Origin of the sequence: Vibrio alginolyticus NBRC 15630 = ATCC 17749 (assembly GCF_000354175.2) — a bacterium.
Taxonomy (GTDB): domain Bacteria; phylum Pseudomonadota; class Gammaproteobacteria; order Enterobacterales; family Vibrionaceae; genus Vibrio; species Vibrio alginolyticus.
In genome coordinates, this window is record NC_022349.1 from 2,481,172 (window position 1) to 2,496,462 (window position 15,291).

A 15,291-nucleotide genomic window follows, 5' to 3' on the forward strand; every position below is an offset into this window, starting at 1 on the left:
TACTCTCTGTGCTTCATAGTTGGTTTCGTATTCGAAGTATACTTGAGTGTGAGTGCTGGGTCATTTTCAGTTTTTTTCATTACCTTTTTCCAGATTGTCACTCGCAACATGCATCAAGAGTGATATGATTTTGTTCACCAGATGATTTGATCATCATAACCGTCCAGACAAGGAGAAAATGGTGTCTGTATCAATTCAAGGTCCATTCCCTGCACGCCGTATGCGTCGTTTACGTAAGCACGATTTTAGTCGTCGTTTGATGGCTGAGAACCAACTTTCTGTTAATGATCTGATTTACCCAATGTTCATTCTTATGGGTAAAGATCGTCGTGAGAGCGTGGAGTCCATGCCGGGTGTAGAGCGTTTGTCGATTGATTTAATGCTAGAAGAAGCACAATACCTTGCAAATCTAGGCGTTCCAGCAATCGCGCTTTTCCCTGTCGTAAACCAAGACGCTAAAAGCTTATGTGCTACTGAAGCCTACAACCCAGAAGGTTTGGTTCAGCGAGCAGTACGAGCGCTTAAAGAACACATTCCTCAAATTGGTGTAATCACAGACGTGGCACTCGACCCATTCACGACACATGGCCAAGACGGCATCATCGATGAAGATGGCTACGTAATGAATGATGAAACCACAGAAGTATTGGTTAAGCAGGCTTTGTCTCATGCAGAAGCGGGTGCTGACGTAGTCGCGCCTTCAGACATGATGGATGGCCGAATTGGTAAGATCCGCGAAGCATTAGAAAACGCGGGCTACATTCATACTCAAATCATGGCTTACTCGGCTAAGTACGCATCGAACTACTACGGACCATTCCGTGATGCGGTTGGCTCTTCTTCAAATCTAAAAGGCGGCAACAAGAAAAACTACCAAATGGACCCAGCAAACATTGATGAAGCGATTCACGAAGTGGCGCTAGACATCAACGAAGGTGCGGACATGGTGATGGTTAAACCTGGTATGCCATACTTAGATGTAGTTCGCCGAGTAAAAACTGAACTTCAAGTACCGACATTTGCTTATCAAGTCTCTGGCGAGTACGCGATGCATAAAGCGGCGATCATGAATGGCTGGCTCAAAGAGCGTGAAATTGTGATGGAATCACTATTGTGCTTCAAACGTGCAGGTGCAGATGGCATCTTAACGTACTTTGCGAAAGACGTTGCTGAGTGGTTGGCAGAAGAGAATGCACAAACTGCTCAACACCTAAATCGTACTCCGGAAGCGACAGAAGAGTAATTATCGCTCAGTGAGAAATACCAGACCAACAAGAGTTGTTCGTCTGTATATACCCAAGTAACCTCAGGCGGATTACAACAGTAACAATCCAAGGTGCTTGGGTATTTTTATTTTGGAGAAGAGAACAATGACAATGCTGATTCGTGAAGGCACATTGGAAGAAGCACTTCAAGTTGTGGCGCGTGTTACCGAGTTTTCGAAAGGAGAAACGGTAGACTCCATGACTCAACGTTTAGAAGAGAAAAACAGTTTAATCCTCGTTGCAGAAAAAAATGGCACGATTGTCGGCTTCAAAATAGGTTACGAATTAGAGGATGGTGTTTTCTATAGCTGGTTAGGTGGTGTTGTCCCTGAAGCTCGAAATGAAGGCGTGGCACAGCTGCTTTTGGAAGCTCAAGAGGATTGGGTGGCAGAACAAGGCTACAACACATTAAAAGTGAAATCTCGAAACCAGTTTCCGGCTATGCTTCGCTTGTTATTGAGAAATGGCTATATCATTGAAAAGTTTGAAGAAAAAGTAAATCTTCGAGAATCTCGAGTGCATTTCATTAAAGCAATGTGAAAATAAATGAGATTTTTTCTCATTTAACTGTTGACTACGAAATGAGAATCATTATTATTAAACCTGTCTTAGGGAATGAGGAAAGTTCACAAGGACGTTGAGTGACTTATTAACAGAAGTTAATTAACTGAAAGTTGAGAAGTGATGAAACATTTTTCCGAGAACTTGCACGAATTCTTTTTGACACGACATTGCTCACATTGCTTCCAGTGTAATTTATAGCTTCTTGGTTAAGCTGCTCTATTTACAGAATTTGCTTTACCACTTCTGCTAGGCGACCCCATTCGGGTCGCTTTTTTCTTTTCTACGATTTCTATTTGACGTCACTATTAATATCTTTTCCACATGCGATGATCATTTTAGGATCGTTGATCTTCTCGCCGTTATGCGAATTTATTATTATAAATCAATGATTTGAGTTGGTGTTTTCTTGTGTTTTTTGTTATTGGATAACCAGTGGATAATTTCTATAAACAGAGTTATCCACAGGAGGTGGTGTTTTCGTGAATAAAGTCGGAAAAATTTACGCGACCTAGATCGAGCGAACAAGATAGATTCGGATCAGCAGTCATGGCATCCTAGGCAGATCTCTCAAGTACTGAATTGGATACAGACAATTATGGCAAGTATTCCTGAAAATCCGTTGATCCTTATCGACGGCTCTTCTTACCTATATCGCGCTTTTCACGCCTACCCGGGCACCATGAGCAATGGTGAAATTCCAACTAATGCCGTTTACGGCGTCGTGAACATGTTACGCAGCATGATGCGTCAGTTTGCGTCTGAGCGCATCGCGGTGGTTTTCGATGCAAAGGGAAAAACCTTTCGTGATGATATGTATGCAGAATACAAAGCGAATCGTCCGCCAATGCCGGATGACCTGCGTTGTCAAATTGAACCATTACACAATGTTATTCGTGCAATGGGTTTGCCGCTGATCTGTGTTCCTGGCGTCGAGGCGGATGACGTCATCGGTACGTTAGCATACCAAGCATCACAAAAGGGCATGCCTGTATTGATCAGTACTGGTGATAAAGACATGGCGCAGCTAGTGGATGATAACATTACCTTGATCAACACCATGACGAACGTCGTAATGGATCGTGAAGGTGTGGTTGAAAAGTTTGGCATTCCACCTGAGTTGATCATCGACTACTTAGCACTGATGGGCGATAAAGTAGATAACATTCCTGGTGTACCGGGTGTCGGTGATAAAACCGCGACCGCACTACTGCAAGGTATTGGTGGTCTGACGAAGTTGTATGAAAACCTCGATGATATTGCAGGGCTTGGTTTCCGTGGTTCTAAAACCATGGCGAAAAAGCTCATCGACAACAAAGAAAATGCCATGCTTTCGTATGAGCTCGCGACCATCAAATTGGATGTTGAGCTTGAGGAAACGCCAGAATCATTGCTGAAAGCGGAACCAAATAAAGACGAATTAGTGAAGCTGTATGGCCAACTGACGTTTAAATCTTGGTTGAATGAACTACTTGAAGGCGGTTCTGGATCTGTGGAGGCTGTAGAGCTTGCAGGATCTTCACAAGCTTCTTCTTCTCAAGCCGAGATGGAAACTTCTGCGGTAACAATCGATCGCAGCCAATATGAAACAATTCTGGATAAAGAAACCTTCAATGCTTGGCTAGATAAACTTCAAACGGCTGAGCTGTTTGCATTTGATACGGAGACCGATAACCTAGATTACATGCTAGCGAATCTAGTTGGTTTGTCATTCGCTGTCGATGAAGGTATTGCGGCTTATGTGCCAGTTGCACATGACTATTTAGATGCGCCTGAACAGCTTGATCGTGATTGGGTACTAGAACAGCTGAAGCCAATTCTTGAAGATGCAGCGAAAGCAAAAGTCGGTCAAAACTTAAAGTATGATGCGTCTGTACTCGCTCGTTACGACATTGAGCTAAAAGGTATCAAGCACGACACGATGTTGGAATCGTATATCTACAACAGTGTCGGCGGTAAACACGATATGGACAGCTTGGCGCTTCGCTTCCTACAGCACAGCTGCATTTCTTTTGAGCAAATTGCAGGTAAAGGCAAAAATCAGCTTACGTTTAACCAAATCGAACTGGAACAAGCATCGCCATACGCGGCAGAAGATGCGGATGTGACCCTTCGTCTGCACAATCGCTTGTTTGCTAATATCGAGCAGGATGAAAGCCTGAAGACAGTTTACGAAGAGATTGAAATGCCGTTGGTGCCAGTTCTTTCGCGCATTGAACGCACTGGGGTCTTTATCGATGAAATGAAGCTGAGTGCGCAGTCGGTCGAGATTACCGCTCGCCTTGATGAGCTTGAAAAGAAAGCGTACGAAATTGCAGAGCAAGAGTTTAACATGAACTCGCCAAAGCAATTACAAGCCATCCTATTTGAAAAAATGGGTTTACCGGTTGTGAAGAAAACGCCATCAGGCACACCATCGACGAATGAAGAAGTTCTGCAAGAACTCGCACTAGACTACCCACTACCAAAACTGATTTTGGAATACCGTGGTCTGGCGAAGCTAAAATCAACTTACACCGACAAACTGCCGAAGATGATCAACCCATCAACGGGTCGCGTGCATACTTCTTACCACCAAGCAGTGACCGCAACGGGTCGTCTATCTTCTACTGATCCGAACTTACAGAACATTCCAATTCGTAACGAAGCTGGCCGTCGTATTCGTCAAGCGTTTGTCGCGCCATCAGGGCATAAAATCTTAGCGGTCGACTACTCGCAAATCGAACTTCGCATCATGGCGCACCTTTCTGGTGACCAAGCGTTATTGGATGCATTCCGTGATGGCAAAGATATCCACGCGGCAACCGCAGCAGAAATCATGGGTGTTTCTATTGAAGACGTTTCAAGTGAGCAACGTCGTCGTGCGAAAGCGGTTAATTTCGGTCTTATTTACGGCATGAGTGCGTTTGGTTTGGCGAAGCAATTAGGCATTCCTCGTGGTGAGGCTCAAGCGTACATGGATACATACTTTGAACGTTACCCAGGCGTGATGCAGTACATGGAAGACACACGCAGCACAGCAGCAGATAAAGGGTATGTTGAAACGATTTTTGGTCGACGTTTGCATTTGCCAGAAATCAAATCGCGCAACGGGATGCGTCGTAAAGCTGCTGAACGTGCGGCAATCAACGCACCAATGCAAGGTACGGCAGCGGACATCATTAAGAAAGCGATGCTGTTGGTTGATCAGTGGATTCAGGAAGAAGGCAATGGTCGTGTGAAGTTATTAATGCAAGTACACGATGAATTGGTCTTTGAAGTTGAAGAGTCATCATTGTCCGAAATTGAAAGTAAAGTACAGAAATTGATGGAATCTGCAGCAGAGCTAAAAGTACCGTTGGTTGCAGAAGCAGGTCACGGTGATAACTGGGATCAAGCTCATTAGTCACTTTTAGACCAAAATAACCAATTAATTATGAGCCAGCGCACAAACGCTGGCTTTTTTTTGAGATTAAAAAAGCTAGCGCAAAGTTAACTTTGATGTTGCTTAATAAAAATTTCATGAAAAAAAACTACAAAAATTCTTTGCAATTCTGACCAATTGTTGTACATTAATACTCGTAGGGTACAGAGGTAAGATGTTCTATCTTTCAGACCTTTTGTTTCACGTTATTGGATTAGGCTGATTCAGCCGCCCCAGTCAGTTTTTGACTGGGGCGTTTTTTATTGGGCGAAAGAAAATTATTCTTTTGGATCAGTAGCTTAAAGTTAGCCTTCAAAAACCTTCTTTTTTGACCTTTCTAAGTCACTGCAAAATCTCGATTTTTCCTTCAAATTTATTGCGTTATTCATCCTGTAAATTTACGTCAGTCACACTATTATTTTTTCTTGAAAGAAACTAAGTTACATCTTTTTGAAGATTTGCTTGGCTTAACTGTCTGAATTGTAACGCTATTGGGTGTTTTTGGAGTGAATGTTTGGTGATACACAGGAAACAAGAGCGCTTTTTAACCTATTGAAATCGAATCTCAGTTCAGCAATGCTTCGTCACATAACAATAATTACCAATTTTTCTCTCCCGTTATCCCTGCCAGGAAGGCGGGGATTTTTATTGCCTGTTATTTAGTTCAGATAAACAAAAGCCCCACCAAATGGCAGGGCCGTGTCGAAGAAATTTAACAAATATTGTTAATTATTCTTCATCGCTCGCAGGTATCTCTTGTTCGTCTTCTTCTATCAGGTGTGCTAGTGCTGGTGCAAACCAGGTATCCAGTTTTGCACGTAGCTGATCGACACCTAATCCTTTCAGTGAAGAGAACACATCAACAGAAACGTCACCACCGAAAGTTTCTACTTGCTTACGAACTTTCAGTAGAGTTTGTTTGCGTGCACCACTTTTTAGTTTATCTGCTTTGGTTAGCAAAACTTGCACAGGAATGTGGCTATCGATGGCCCAGAAAATCATTTGTTGGTCGAGATCTTTCATTGGATGACGAATGTCCATTAGAACCACTAAGCCTTTTAGGCACTCGCGTTTCTGTAGGTATTCACCCAAAGATTTCTGCCATTTGTTTTTCATCTCTACCGGTACTTGAGCAAAACCGTATCCAGGTAGATCGACAATGTGACAACCTTCTTCTACTTTGAAAAGGTTGATTAATTGCGTACGACCAGGTGTCTTTGATGTCTTGGCTAAGCTTTTTTGATTAGTTAGACGGTTAAGTGCACTCGATTTACCAGCGTTTGAGCGTCCTGCAAACGCAATTTCGACACCTTCGTCTTCCGGCAGGTGACGAATATCGGGTGCGCTGGTGATGAAATGCGTATTTTGGTAATGAATTTTTACGCTCACTGTTAACTCCATCTCGACTTTGTGTAGTCGATTGATTACTTTTTTGTGAAAATGTGTAAAATAACCGTGCTCGGCATAAGGTCGCCTATTGTACCATGAGTGTACGCGGTATGTTCACATTCCGTGGTACTGGAAGCTTGATAATTATAATGGAATGTCATGAATAAATTAGCGCTAATTTTGAGTCTTTTAGCCAGTTGCTCAGTATGGGCCCAAGGTAATATTGAGGCTGGTAAAGCAAAATCACAAACCTGTGTCGCCTGTCACGGAGCAGATGGCAACAGTGCAATAACAACGTACCCGAAACTCGCAGGCCAACACGCTAAGTATCTTGAGAAGCAGTTAAAAGAACTTAAGCTAGGCATGACAAGTGGTGGTAAACAAGGTCGTTACGATCCTGTAATGAGTGGTATGGCAATGCCACTGAGCGATGAAGATATCGCAGACCTATCTGCTTACTACGCTTCGCTACCAGTTTCAGAAAACTCAACACCTGAAGATGTAGTAGCAAAAGGCAAAACGCTTTATACCGCTGGTGATGCCGAGCGTGGCCTAACCGCATGTATTGCATGTCATGGTCCTCGTGGCAATGGTACTGAGCTTTCAGGTTTCCCGAAAATTTCTGGTCAGCATGCTGACTACATCAAAGCTCAGCTAGAAAAATTCCGTGATGGCGACCGTGGTAATGATATGAATGCCATGATGCGCGACATCGCGAAGAAAATGACAGACGAAGATATCGAAGTGCTGTCTAAATACGTTGGCGGTCTGCACTAATATACCTAAATCGCTCAAGAACCTGCATCTTGAGCTGGTTGGGTAGATGTCCCTACATCGTTCGAGCAACTTGTAACAAAAATGCCCTAGTGAATCCACTAGGCATTTTTGTTCGTGACAGATATCACAGTCGAGTTTGGATGCGAAAGCGATAGTTGGCTCGGCAGTTTGTGAGACATTTGCCATACTTGATGTTGGCTTTTTCTTGTTAGTGTTTTTAAGTTTTTGATTAAATGATAATTTTGATTTTTTAGAAAAATAGGCGGATTATTTTTTCAACCCATTACTTGTGAGCATAACGGGATGGCGTAAAGTAGAAGTCGTTCACAGGGAGTGAATGTAAGGATTTAAGACCACGGTTTAGGTCTCCAAGGATGTAGCTCGGATGCTTGGTGATTTAGAAAGGGATTTAGATAGGTAGGGAGCCTATCAGATAAGGATGGTCATCTCGTCTGACGGTTAAGACAGTGAAACGGATCAGGCACAGGAAGTTGCTCAGTAGACAGGAAGTAAACGGATAGCCAAAATTCATCAGGAAGATGAAAAACAACTCTTTTTGGCAGGGAAAGCTCTAAAAACAAAGGGATCATTGGTGCACCAAATGTGTGCAACACAGTTTCGCCAATTGATGGCACTTAGAAAGCGACAGTCTGACTGTCGCTTTTTTTATATCCGTTGACTTGCTCAGTCGTAACTTGAATTGATATTACTGCACTTATTTAGCGTTATAGGTTGTAAACAAAGTTTTTTAACAAAAATTGCTGAAAAAATACTCAACAACACTCCAATCCGAGTTCACTTTCTGGTATGTTTCGCATCCCTGTTTGAGGAAGTCAGCATGCATACCTGTCCTTTATGCCAAAATCAGCGCACTCACCATTATTTTGAAGATAAGCGTCGTGAATATCTTCAATGTGAGCAGTGCAGCTTGGTATTCGTAAATCCAGACCAACGTTTGGATGCGGAAAGCGAAAAAGCTCACTATGATTTGCATGAGAACAACCCCGATGATTTGGGTTACCGACGCTTTTTGTCGCGTATTACTGACCCGATCACAGAGCGAATTTCTCCACAATCAAATGGTATCGACTTTGGTTGTGGTCCTGGCCCAACGCTCTCCTTGATGCTGGAAGAGGCGGGGCACAACATGGCGTTGTACGATCTCTACTACCACCCTGATACGTCGGTTTTAGAAAAAACGTACGACTTCATGACAGCAACAGAGGTGATAGAGCACCTCTACCACCCAGATTTGGTGTGGAAGCAATGGTTGAATTTAGTTAAGCCAGGGGGCTGGATAGGCCTGATGACGAAAATGGTCATCGACGTGGAGGCTTTCAAATCATGGCATTATAAGAACGATCTCACTCACGTAGTGTTCTTTAGTCGTGACACGTTCCAGTTCCTAGCAGAGCGGGATAAGCTCGAACTCGAATTTATTGGTAATGATGTAATTTTACTGAGGAAACCCCAGTAATGAGCCGTAGTAAAAAATCTAGAAAACCGGGTGCCGCTGGTGCACCTGAGTTTGTTGTAACTCGTAACCGTACAGAATCTGATGTGGAAGGCCGCTTACGCAAGCGTGCTAAAAAGCGTAAAGGTCTGAAAACGGGTAACCGTAACTCAGAAGTTAACGAGCAGAAAAAGCAAGCTGCTGCACAAAATCGCGACCCGCGCTTAGGCAGCAAAAAGAAAATACCTCTGATTGTTGAACCTGCGAAGAAAATGACGAAGCAAGAGCGTCGTTTGTCGGCAGAGCAAGAACTAGAGATGCTAGAAAATGACGCGCAATTGAACGTGTTGCTAGACCGTATTGAAGCGGGTGAAAACCTGGGCACAGGTCTACAGAAATTCGTCGATGAGAAACTCGATCGCATTGAGAAGCTAATGGACCAACTAGGTTTGTTGGAACCTGAAGAAGAGGAAGACTTCACTGCACCTGCTGAGAAAAGCACGCGCAACGATGATGACTTGCTGGCAGATTTCGACGACATTAATTTCGACGACTATAAAGGATAATTAAGCTATGAATGTAACCTTATTAGCTATTGCTGGTGTTGTGATTATCATCGCACTCGCTTCTTATGCAGGTTACCTTCTGCTTCAATTGAAAAAGCAAAAGGAATTGCAGCTGAAGCATCAAAAATTGGCGATAGACAAACGTAACGCCAACATTTTTGAGAATGTGCATACCTTGTGTCAGGCGGGCATTCAAGGGCAGTGCGATTTATCTGAAATCAGTATCCGTGTGTATAACATCATGGATTATGTACAAGGTGAAGACCGCGTTGATTTCGATAAAACGTACCCTGCGATTTCTGAGCTTTACCACATAGTGAAAGATATGGCGCGTGGCGAAGAACGCCAACAACTTGCCAAGAAAGAGCGTATGCAACAGAACTTGACGCGTCATAAAGCGGAAAGCCGCCTCACTGATGCGATTATTGAGGAGCTCAAAGTGTTGCAGAAAAACGTCCAGCCACTGAATAATCAAATCAATATTCAGATGATTTAAGCGCGACCCCCAATAGTCTCCTTATGACTAATGGGGGTATCGTGATCACGCTAGCACTTCTTTAGTTTTATACTTAAAAAGCCAGTCGGCGTTGCCACGCTTGTCATCGTCGTATGGCAAAATAGCGGCTCTGAATATCGGGTGACGGCTTTCGTTGCCCTAGCATTTAACGGAAAGTACCACCATGTCGAATCAACACACTGAATCGAAACAGCAAATCGTCTGGGATCAAGCGGTATTGGATAAGTACAACTATTCCGGGCCTCGTTATACGTCGTACCCAACGGCGCTGGAGTTTCATGAAGCGTTCACCATTTCTGATTATGATATGGCATGCACTCAATACCCAGAACGCCCATTATCGCTGTACGTACACATTCCGTTCTGTCACAAGCTTTGTTACTACTGTGGATGTAATAAAGTCATTACACGCCATTCGCACAAAGCGGATGAATACCTCGACGTGCTTGAACACGAAATTCGTCAACGTGCTGCATTACTTGTTGGTCGCACCGTGACGCAATTGCATTTTGGTGGTGGTACACCGACGTTTCTCTCTGAAAAGCAAATCACGCGTGTAATGAGCCTGCTACGCCAAGAGTTTACTTTTAGTAGCGATGCTGAAATCAGTATCGAGGTTGACCCGCGTGAAATCGAGCTGACCATGCTGGATCATCTGCGTAGTGAAGGCTTCAATCGCTTGAGCATCGGTGTTCAGGACTTCAACAAAGAAGTGCAAAAGCTGGTGAATCGTGAGCAAGATGAAGAGTTCATCGTTGCGATGGTTGCGCGCGCAAAAGAGTTAGGCTTTCGTTCGACGAACCTAGATTTAATTTACGGTTTACCGAAGCAGACCAAAGAATCTTTTGCCAAGACTCTAGAACAAGTGCTAGAGATGCAGCCGGGCCGTCTATCCGTGTTTAACTACGCGCACATGCCACAGCTATTTGCAGCGCAGCGTAAGATTAAAGACGAAGACCTGCCAAAGGCAGAAGAGAAGATGGCGATTCTGCAAGACACCATCGCGACACTGACTGATGCTGGCTACCAATTTATCGGTATGGACCACTTTGCTTTGCCGGACGATGAACTTGCTGTTGCCCAGCGCGAAGGTATTTTGCATCGCAATTTCCAAGGCTACACCACACAAGGTGAATGTGACTTGGTTGGCTTTGGTGTTTCTGCAATCTCGATGATCGGCGATGCGTACGCGCAAAACCAGAAAGAGCTGAAGAAATACTACGCTCAAGTCAACGAACTTCGTCACGCTCTATGGAAAGGGGTCTCTCTGGACTCCGATGATTTGCTCCGTCGCGAAGTGATTAAGCAGCTGATTTGTAACTTCAAGTTAGACAAGAAAGCCATTGAGTCTGAGTTTAAAGTGAGGTTTGAACAGTACTTTAAAGAAGATTTGCAGCTACTTCAGACCTTTATTAACGATGAGCTGGTGGAAGTGGATGACAATGAAATTCGTGTGACGCTGCGAGGTCGTTTGTTGATCCGTAATATTTGTATGAGCTTCGATAAATACCTACGAGCAAAGGCACGTCAGCAACAGTTCTCTCGTGTTATTTAATCAGAGATACAGATTCAAGATATAAAAAATGCCAGCAGATGCTGGCATTTTTTTATGTTTTCGCTGGATTTAAGCGCGATCTTTTACTTTTTCTCTCAGTTCCGATTTTTCTGCTTCTGAAAGGAACGCAATCTCAAGGCCATTGATTTGCGCTTGGCGAATCTGGTCTTGGCTCAGGCCAGCGGCTGGTGCCGCTACTTCGTATTCGTATGGCAGTTCGATACCTTCAACCGCTGGATCGTCAGTGTTCAGACACGCAAGAACGCCATGCTCTAGGAACTGCTTGAGAGGGTGGTTTTCTAGCGTTTCTACCGTACTTGTTTGGTAGTTTGACGTCAGGCAAGATTCAATACCAATGCGGTTTTCTGCTAGGTAATCCATCAGTTTTGGATCGTGAATCGCTTTTACGCCGTGACCGATACGAGTTGCGCCCAGCTCATTGATTGCTTGCCACATGCTCTCTGCACCTGCTGCTTCACCAGCATGGACCGTTACCCCAAGGCCAGCATCGCGTACTTGCTTGAAGTGAGACACAAAGCGATCACCCGGTTGGCCTAGCTCGTCACCCGCAAGGTCGACGGCAACGATGTGATCTTTCTGGCTCAGAATGCCGTCCAGTTCTTGTTGACATGCGTCAGTGCCAAATGTGCGACTCATGATACCGATCAGGTTGGCTTTCACGCCAAAATCGCGCATACCCGCTTGCACACCGTCCACGACGGCTTCAACAACCCCCGTTACTGGTAGTTTGTGTTTCATCGCCATGTAGTAAGGAGAGAAACGCAGCTCTGCGTAATCGATTTGTGCGTTTAGCGCGTCTTCTACGTTTTCGTACGCGACACGACGACACGCATCTAGATCGCCCAGTACAGCAACACCCCAGTCGAGCTTAGAAAGGAAAGCAACAAGAGAGGGTTCCGCTTCGACAATTTGAACGTGAGGAGTGAGAGACTCAATATCGTACGCTGGTAGGGCAATGCCAAACTTTTGGCCTAGCTCAAGAATCGTTTTAGTACGAATGTTACCGTCGAGGTGACGGTGCAAATCAGTAAGAGGAAGGTTCTTCGTTATCATTTTGTCGATCCGGATAGTTATGAACTGGAACAGGGCCCAAACATCATCTGTGACAATACATGGGTAAGATTTGCAGTTAAGTATAAATAACAGTTGGGTAGATTGTCAGTAGAGGATGACTAGGAAATCAACGATTCTCGCTCTTTTCTACTTCATGTTCACCAAATGTGTTGGCCATTCTTCTAGTGGCATAGGGCGGCTGTAGTAGAAGCCTTGCACCTGATTACAGCCTAAAGAGCGCAGTAATTGTGCTTGATTGCTATCCTCGACACCTTCCGCGACGACATTAGTTTTGAGACCTGCTGTGATATTGATGACGGCAGCGACGACTGAACTGTTTAAGTTTTCTTGTGTGAGTTGATTGATGAAGGTGCGATCAATCTTCAAGCAGGTAAACGGCAGAGAGTGGAGGTAACCCAGTGATGAGTAGCCGGTGCCAAAGTCATCTATCGCGATACCAATACCCATTTCACGCAGTTTAGTCATATTTTCTAGTGTGGTCGGTGCGCTATCAATGATACGTGATTCTGTGATCTCTAGTGTGAGGTTACTTGCTGGTAATTTCGTGATATCCAATACGCTTGTCACCGTATCAACAAAACTTGGGCAAGATAGTTGATTAACGGAGATATTCACATGCAGTTGGAAGTCCGACGGCCACTGTTTGCTTTCGATCGCTTGGTAAGTGTCGCGACAAGCTTGTAACAGAATCTGTTGGCCGATGGCTTTGATCATGCCGCTTTCTTCCGCGATTGGGATAAAATCTAATGGTGACACCATACCTGAGTCGCTATGCCAACGCGCCAGTGCTTCGGCGCCACACACTGTGCCACTGACGAGATCCACAATCGGTTGGTAATGAGGAATAAACTCTCGGTTTTCAATGCCAGTTTGGATCTTGGTCAGCATTTGCGTACGAAACTTTGAAGCGCTCGCTAGTTCTGGGCTGTAGTGACAAACACCAGTCAGTGAGTCTTGTTTAGCGTAACTTAATGCGATGCTGGCGTTGCGTAACCATAAAGGCATGGTTTCGTTTGGCTGGGTTTGTACAATACCAAGTGAAATCTTCATCACTACATTCTCGCCTTCCACCATAAATGGGGTGGAAAAGAGTTGCTGTAATCGACGCTCGGTTTGTTTAATTTTGGTTTCAGTGTCGACATTTGAGAGAAACACCGCGAACTCATCACCACCAATCCGAGCCAATAATGCGTTGTCACGAAACTGCTGTTTTAGCCTTTCAGCGATGCTGACCAACAACTGGTCGCCGTTGTGATGACCCACACTGTCGTTGATATCTCTAAATTTGTTGATACCAAGTAAAAATAAACTGCCGTGACAAAGATGAGACTGATTTTCACAGATTTCGACCAAACCCTGACGGCTATATAAGCGTGTTAGAGAGTCATAAACTAACTGTTCACGCAATGCTTTGAATGAAGCTCTTAGATTGTTCGCCATTTCATTAAAAGCATGAACCAGTACGGTTGTCTCATACACATAACCAGGCTTTGGCATGCCGCTATCCCAATCCCCATTTGCCAGGTGCTGAGCGGCGGCGGCCGTCGCGTTAATTGGTCTGGTAACTCGGTTGAAAATGATCCAACTGATGGCGATCCCAAATAGGCTTACAATAATGCCAACGAGCCAACTCTCTTGCTGGCTTTTTGGTAACAGGCCGAGAAGCTCGGACTCCGAAATGGAGGTGCCAATAAACCATGTTAAGCCATCTTGGTCTCGATACGGGGTTAGCCGACTGAAAATACGTTGTCCATCATGTTCAAATGAAAAAGTATAAGGTTGCTTGGTGTTGTTGAGATCGAAAGACCGGACGCGGCTCGCACTGATTTTGATGATCGGGTCTGCGTTTTCAGCGGCAAGCAAACGCTGCCCTTTATCCGAAAATTTTGTGCCCCATGAGATGACGCTTCCCGGGCCTGAGTGAGCGATTAAACGATGATCTGGGTCCATGATGTAGACCGACGCTTTAGTGTTGTATTTTAACTCGCGCAGGAATTCGTTGAATGTATTGATACGAATGTCTGTCACCAAAACACCAGCAAATTGGTCGTGTTTGTACACCGGCGTCATGGCTGATAGCGTAATATCCTGGCGTTCATCAGCGTTGGTATAAATTTCAGACCAAGTGGCGTTTTGGCTCTCTGCAACGGGCTTATACCATGGGCGAGTGCGAGGATCGTATTGGGAGATAACCGTTCGAATGTTGTTACTCACATGGTTGGTTCCATAAATAACCAGATCACCATCGGTGTGGCGATCTTGCACCATTAAGGTGTAATCGTCGGAAAGTTCGCGGCGAAAGCCTGCAAAGTCGCCGTTTTCTGAACCAAATGCGATTACATCCAACTGCGGTATCGATTGGTAAAGATTTTTGAATGCACTTAGCAGGTAGTTTTGAATGTCTGAGGTATCGTGAGGGCGATAAAGGTTGTGATAGCTGACGTTGTGCGCGAGAGCCATAACCGCAGTAAAAGGCTTACGTAGATAGCTATTGAGGTGGTCGTGGACACTTTCGGTTAACACGGAAAGTTGCTTGTCACTGATATCCGTGACCACTTCTTCGTAACTTTGTTTTTGGACGTAGACAATGACACCGATCGCCAGTAAGAAGATCATGACAAATGGAATCAGAACAGCAGTACGCAGTGTAATTTGAGTCGTAGCAGTAGACATCGCCTAATCACATAGATGGTGGTGCGCCACAATTGTA

12 protein-coding genes are annotated in these 15,291 nt (G+C 44.5%); 9 read left to right on the top strand and 3 right to left on the bottom strand.

The annotated features are described in order from the left end of the window. The first annotated feature begins 181 nt into the window (after nucleotides 1-181). The 4 genes from hemB to N646_RS25215 all read left to right on the top strand — a co-directional run bounded on the left by hemB (nucleotide 182) and on the right by N646_RS25215 (nucleotide 5,452). Nucleotides 182-1,243, top strand: a complete 1,062-nt coding sequence (gene hemB, locus N646_RS11425) for a porphobilinogen synthase (RefSeq protein WP_031777176.1) — start codon at nucleotides 182-184, stop codon at nucleotides 1,241-1,243. A 127-nt stretch (nucleotides 1,244-1,370) separates the two neighbouring features. Beyond that, a complete protein-coding gene (locus N646_RS11430) occupies nucleotides 1,371-1,805 on the top strand; it encodes a GNAT family N-acetyltransferase (RefSeq protein WP_005379245.1) in 435 nt (144 codons plus the stop codon). 619 nt (nucleotides 1,806-2,424) lie between these two features. Next, the gene (gene polA, locus N646_RS11435) at nucleotides 2,425-5,211 is read left to right on the top strand and encodes a DNA polymerase I (RefSeq protein ID WP_005379246.1); all 2,787 of its coding nucleotides are present in this window, start codon (nucleotides 2,425-2,427) and stop codon (nucleotides 5,209-5,211) included. A gap of 193 nt (nucleotides 5,212-5,404) precedes the next feature. Next, complete coding sequence (locus tag N646_RS25215; protein WP_438356636.1) at nucleotides 5,405-5,452, top strand: hypothetical protein; 48 nt, start codon at nucleotides 5,405-5,407, stop codon at nucleotides 5,450-5,452. Nucleotides 5,453-5,958: 506 nt separating this feature from the next. Here N646_RS25215 and yihA read toward each other — a convergent pair. Then, complete coding sequence (yihA, locus tag N646_RS11440) at nucleotides 5,959-6,618, bottom strand: ribosome biogenesis GTP-binding protein YihA/YsxC (protein ID WP_017635019.1); 660 nt, start codon at nucleotides 6,616-6,618, stop codon at nucleotides 5,959-5,961. 159 nt (nucleotides 6,619-6,777) lie between these two features. Here yihA and N646_RS11445 point away from each other — a divergent pair, with 159 nt between their 5' ends. The 5 genes from N646_RS11445 to hemN all read left to right on the top strand — a co-directional run bounded on the left by N646_RS11445 (nucleotide 6,778) and on the right by hemN (nucleotide 11,486). Next, nucleotides 6,778-7,395, top strand: a complete 618-nt coding sequence (locus N646_RS11445; RefSeq protein WP_017821950.1) for a c-type cytochrome — start codon at nucleotides 6,778-6,780, stop codon at nucleotides 7,393-7,395. Between the two features lie 838 nt (nucleotides 7,396-8,233). After that, nucleotides 8,234-8,872: a class I SAM-dependent methyltransferase gene (locus N646_RS11450; protein ID WP_017821951.1), complete on the top strand. Its 639-nt coding sequence runs from the start codon at nucleotides 8,234-8,236 to the stop codon at nucleotides 8,870-8,872. Then, entirely contained in the window at nucleotides 8,872-9,414 is a 543-nt protein-coding gene (gene yihI, locus N646_RS11455; RefSeq protein WP_005379252.1) for a Der GTPase-activating protein YihI, read from the top strand. Before N646_RS11450 ends, yihI begins: the two co-directional genes overlap by 1 nt. 7 nt (nucleotides 9,415-9,421) lie before the next feature. Continuing rightward, on the top strand, nucleotides 9,422-9,910 hold the full coding sequence (locus N646_RS11460) for a DUF2489 domain-containing protein (RefSeq protein ID WP_005379254.1): 489 nt from the start codon (nucleotides 9,422-9,424) through the stop codon (nucleotides 9,908-9,910). Between the two features lie 184 nt (nucleotides 9,911-10,094). Further along, nucleotides 10,095-11,486: an oxygen-independent coproporphyrinogen III oxidase gene (gene hemN / locus N646_RS11465; protein WP_017821952.1), complete on the top strand. Its 1,392-nt coding sequence runs from the start codon at nucleotides 10,095-10,097 to the stop codon at nucleotides 11,484-11,486. A 69-nt stretch (nucleotides 11,487-11,555) separates the two neighbouring features. Here the strand turns inward: hemN and add are convergent, their stop codons facing one another. Together add and gepA are read right to left on the bottom strand one after the other, a co-directional pair. Next, on the bottom strand, nucleotides 11,556-12,560 hold the full coding sequence (add, locus tag N646_RS11470; RefSeq protein WP_017821942.1) for an adenosine deaminase: 1,005 nt from the start codon (nucleotides 12,558-12,560) through the stop codon (nucleotides 11,556-11,558). A 147-nt stretch (nucleotides 12,561-12,707) separates the two neighbouring features. After that, nucleotides 12,708-15,254: a phosphodiesterase GepA gene (gene gepA / locus N646_RS11475; RefSeq protein ID WP_017635014.1), complete on the bottom strand. Its 2,547-nt coding sequence runs from the start codon at nucleotides 15,252-15,254 to the stop codon at nucleotides 12,708-12,710. Nucleotides 15,255-15,291: the final 37 nt, after the last annotated feature.